Here is a 4690-nt window from a genome sequence, read left to right as displayed (position 1 = left end):
AGATCCCCGCGCCCGACAGCGCCCCCCACGACGCCGCGCCCCGCGCCGCCGCCGCGCCCGGGGAGCCCGAGGCCGGTCCCACCGGGCCCACCACCTCCGGGTCGGGGTCGGCCGCGGCCCCGGACGCCACTCCGGACGCCGACGCGGACGTGGACGCCGAGGCGCGCGGCGAGGACCCCGCCGAGGACCCCGGCCTCGGCCACTCCGTCTTCGACGCCGCCGTCCCGCCGCCCTCGCTCGACCCGCTCGCCGAGGAGGAGTTCGACCTCTCGGGAGACGCCGACTACCTGCCCGCCGAGGCCGCGCACGCCCGGCGGACGATGATCGGCCGCAGCGCCGAGGAGGTCGACCACGCGCCGCCGCGCGGGCGGTACGCGCCCGTGCCGGCCCCGGCCGGCTCCGGCGCGGGGGCCACCCTGCGGTGGGCCGCCCCGGCCGCCGCGCTCGCGCTCGCCTCCGCGGTGGTGGTCGGCCGCGCCCTGCGCCGGCGCCGCTGACACGCCACCCGCCCCGGACACGGCGACGCGCGCGCCGGGGGACGCGCCGACGCAAGTAGTGTCAGGGGTGTGAGTAGCGACAAGAGTGTCCGGCTGGCGGCCGGCGAGGTCGAGTTGACGGTCCGTCCGGATCTCGGGTGCCGGATCGAGAGCCTGCGCATCGGCGGTACGGAAGTGCTGCGCCAGGGCGACAAGTACGGCTCGTTCCCGATGGTCCCCTGGTGCGGCCGGGTGGAGCACGGCGAGTTCCGCAACGGCGGCACCAAGCACCGTCTGCCGCTGAACGCCGCGCCGCACGCCATCCACGGCACCGGCCGCGACACGGTCTGGAAGCGGGTGCGCACCGGCGAGACCGAGACCGGCCACGCCGAGGCCCACTTCACGTACGACCTGGCCGAGCCGTGGCCGTACACCGGACGCGTGACGCAGATCTTCGAGCTGTCCGAGAGCGCGCTGACGATCACCATGGGCGTGGAGACGTACGGCGACTCCTTCCCCGCGCAGGTCGGCTGGCACCCCTGGTTCCGGCGCAGCCTCGGCGGCGAGGACGTGCGGCTGGAGTTCAGCCCCGGCTGGCAGGAGGAGCGCGGGGACGACCACCTGCCCACCGGCCGCCGCATCGACCCCCTGCCGGGCCCCTGGGACGACTGCTTCGGCATGCCCGACGGCGTCGACGTCACCCTCACCTGGCCGGGGCAGCTGGAGCTGAAGGTGACCAGCCGCAGCGAGTGGGTGGTGGTCTACGACGAGCAGGAGGAGGCGGTGTGCGTGGAGCCGCAGTCCGGCCCGCCCAACGGCCTCAACACCCTGCCGCGGCTGGTGACGCCGGTGGACCCGCTGGAGCTGGCGACGACCTGGAGCTGGCGCCGCCTCTAAGCTGGCGGGCATGACTGACGTACGAGCCGACCTGCTCCAGCAGATCAAGGACAAGGCCGTGGTGCACGGCAAGGTGACCCTCTCCTCGGGCCGGGAAGCCGACTACTACATCGACCTGCGGCGGATCACGCTGGACGGCGAGGCCGCGCCGCTGGTCGGTCAGGTCATGCTCGACCTCACCGCCGACCTCGACTTCGACTGCGTGGGCGGGCTGACCCTCGGCGCCGACCCGGTGGCGACGTCGATGCTGCACGCCTCGGCCGCGCGCGGCCGGCGCCTGGACGCCTTCGTCGTACGCAAGGCGCAGAAGGCGCACGGTATGCAGCGCCGGATCGAGGGCACGGAGGTCAAGGGCCGCCGCTGTCTGGTGGTCGAGGACACCTCCACCACCGGCGGCTCGCCGCTGACGGCCGTCGAGGCGGTGCGCGAGGCGGGCGGCGAGGTCGTCGCCGTGGCCACGATCGTCGACCGGGGCGCGGCCGACGCCATCACCGGAGCGGGTCTGACGTACCTCACGGGCTACCAGCTCGGTGACCTGGGCCTGGCGTAACGGTTCCGGCGCGGGGCGGGGCGGGCACAACGCCCCGGAGGCCACCGTGGGCGTAACCGGTCCGGGGTACTCGGCAAGATCGACTGACGGGCACTCCGAAAGTGGTGGTCCGGGCCGAGGTTCTCTTGCCTACCTGCTCTGACCTGCGCTTTCGACGAGGGGGCGGCTGTTTCACGTGAAACGGCCGCCCCCTCGTCCGTCCGCAGGGTGGAGCCGGGCGCAGAGTCTGGAAAGATGGGCCGCGACGATGACGTCGCCCCCAGGTCAGGGCCAGCACATATCGCACACCCCGCACATCACAAGGAGCGGACAGATGCCCATCGCAACCCCCGAGGTCTACAACGAGATGCTCGACCGGGCGAAGGCAGGCAAGTTCGCCTACCCGGCCATCAATGTGACCTCGACCCAGACCCTGCACGCTGCCCTGCGCGGCTTCGCGGAGGCCGAGAGCGACGGCATCATCCAGATCTCCACCGGCGGTGCCGAGTTCCTGGGTGGCCAGTACAAGAAGGACATGGTCACGGGCGCGGTCGCCCTGGCCGAGTTCGCGCACATCGTCGCCGCCAAGTACGACATCACCGTCGCGCTGCACACCGACCACTGCCCCAAGGACAAGCTGGACGGTTACGTACGTCCGCTCCTGGAGGTCTCGGCCGAGCGCGTCGCCAAGGGCCTGAACCCGCTGTTCCAGTCGCACATGTGGGACGGCTCCGCCGAGACCCTCGCGGACAACCTGGCCATCGGCCAGGAGCTGCTCGCCAAGGCCGCCGCCGCCAAGATCATCCTTGAGGTCGAGATCACCCCGACCGGCGGCGAGGAGGACGGCGTCAGCCACGAGATCAACGACGAGCTGTACACCACCGTCGACGACGCGCTGCGCACCGCCGAGGCCCTGGGCCTGGGCGAGAAGGGCCGCTACCTGCTGGCCGCCTCCTTCGGCAACGTCCACGGCGTCTACAAGCCGGGCAACGTCGTGCTGCGTCCGGAGCTCCTCAAGGACCTCCAGGAGGGCGTCGCCGCCAAGCACGGCAAGGCTGGTAGTCACCCCTTCGACTTCGTCTTCCACGGCGGCTCCGGCTCCTCCGAGCAGGAGATCGCGACCGCGCTGGAGAACGGCGTCGTGAAGATGAACCTGGACACCGACACCCAGTACGCCTTCACCCGCCCGGTCGCGGACCACATGTTCCGCAACTACGACGGTGTCCTGAAGGTCGACGGCGAGGTCGGCAAGAAGTCGACGTACGACCCGCGCACCTGGGGCAAGCTCGCCGAGGCGTCGATGGCCAAGCGCGTCACCGAGGCGTGCGCGAACCTGCGCTCGACCGGCACGAAGCTGAAGTAACGGGCGCGCGGGCCCGCCGCCCGCGCTCCCCCGTCCGGGCCCGGTATCCCCCTCGCGGGGGGTGCCGGGCCCGGTGCGTTCGGCGAGAGTGGAGTGCATGAGCGTGACGATGGGGACGGCGGCGGGGCGGTGGGTGCTGTTCACGACCGTGCTCGGGTCCGGGATGGCGATGCTCGACTCGACCGTGGTCAATGTGGCCCTGCCGCGCATCGGGGCGGACCTGGACGCGGACATGGCGGTGCTCCAGTGGACCGTCAACGCGTACATGCTCACGCTCGCCGGGCTGATCCTGCTCGGCGGGGCGCTCGGCGACCGGTACGGCCGCCGCAGGGTCTTCGTCGTGGGCGTCGTCTGGTTCGCCGCCGGCTCCCTGCTGTGCGGGCTCGCGCCCGACGCGGGCGTGCTGATCGCCGCCCGCGCCCTCCAGGGCATCGGCGGCGCGCTCCTCACCCCCGGCTCCCTCGCCCTCATCCAGGCGAGCTTCGACCCCGACGACCGGGCGGCGGCCGTGGGCGTCTGGTCCGGGCTCGGCGGAGTCGGGGCGGCCGTGGGGCCGTTCCTGGGCGGCTGGCTGGTGGACGGCCCCGGCTGGCGCTGGGTCTTCCTGCTGAACGTGCCGCTGGCCGCGCTGTGCGTCCCGGTGGCGCTGAAGCACGTCCCGGAGTCCAGGGACGCGCGCGTGCACACGGCCCGCTTCGATGTGACGGGCGCGGCGCTGGGGGCGCTGGCTCTCGCGCTGGTGACGTACGCGCTGATCGAGGCGCCGGGGCAGGGCGCGTCGCCGCTGGTGCTGGGCGCGGCGGCGGCGGGCGTGCTGGCCGGCTTCGCCTTCCTGCGGCTCGAACGGCGGCTGCCCGACCCCATGCTGCCGCCGGAGATATTCGCCTCGCGCCAGTTCACGGCGGTGAACGTGGTGACGGTGTGCGTGTACGCGGCGTTCGGCGGCTTCTTCTTCCTGGCGGCGCTCCAGCTCCAGGTGGTGGCGGGGTACTCGGCGCTGGGCGCCGGCGCGGCACTCCTGCCGACCACGGTCCTGATGCTCCTGCTCTCGGCCCGCTCCGGAGCCCTGGGCGAGCGGATCGGCCCGCGCCTGCCGCTGACGGTGGGGCCGCTGCTGTGCGCGGGCGGGATGCTGCTGATGCTGCGGGTCGGGGTGGGCGCGTCCTATCCGCGGGACGTGCTTCCCGCGGTCGTCGTCCTCGGCCTCGGCATGGTGACCCTGGTGGCGCCGCTCACCGCGACGGTGCTGGGTTCGGTGGACGCGGGGCGGGCGGGACTGGCGAGCGGCATCAACAACGCGGCGGCGCGGGCGGCGGGCCTGATCGCGGTGGCGGCGCTGCCACTGGTGGCGGGCATGTCCCCGTCGGCGTACCGCTCGGCGGCCGAGTTCGGCTCGACGTTTCGCCGGGCGATGCCGGTGTGTGC

Annotated in this window: 4 protein-coding genes and 1 pseudogene; all 5 read left to right on the top strand. The window is 73.3% G+C overall.

The genetic code is table 11. The annotated features are described in order from the left end of the window. A pseudogene (locus ACJA3G_RS30595) lies at positions 1-497 on the top strand (carbon monoxide dehydrogenase); the annotation flags it as partial. A gap of 69 nt (positions 498-566) precedes the next feature. Further along, positions 567-1373 (top strand): aldose 1-epimerase, encoded by an 807-nt coding sequence (locus ACJA3G_RS30590; protein ID WP_406556287.1) that lies wholly within the window; start codon positions 567-569, stop codon positions 1371-1373. A gap of 10 nt (positions 1374-1383) precedes the next feature. After that, positions 1384-1923, top strand: coding sequence for an orotate phosphoribosyltransferase (gene pyrE, locus ACJA3G_RS30585; RefSeq protein WP_358832219.1), 540 nt, complete (start codon positions 1384-1386; stop codon positions 1921-1923). Positions 1924-2236: 313 nt separating this feature from the next. Then, positions 2237-3265, top strand: a complete 1029-nt coding sequence (gene fbaA / locus ACJA3G_RS30580) for a class II fructose-bisphosphate aldolase (protein ID WP_406556286.1) — start codon at positions 2237-2239, stop codon at positions 3263-3265. Positions 3266-3362: 97 nt separating this feature from the next. Further along, the coding region (locus ACJA3G_RS30575) for an MFS transporter (protein ID WP_406556285.1) at positions 3363-4690 on the top strand (1328 nt) is incomplete at its 3' end.

The organism is Streptomyces sp. YS-3, assembly GCF_045257485.1.
Taxonomy (GTDB): Bacteria; Actinomycetota; Actinomycetes; order Streptomycetales; family Streptomycetaceae; genus Streptomyces.
The sequence above is the reverse complement of the archived record's forward strand: the minus strand, read 5'-3'. Positions and strand labels throughout refer to the sequence as shown.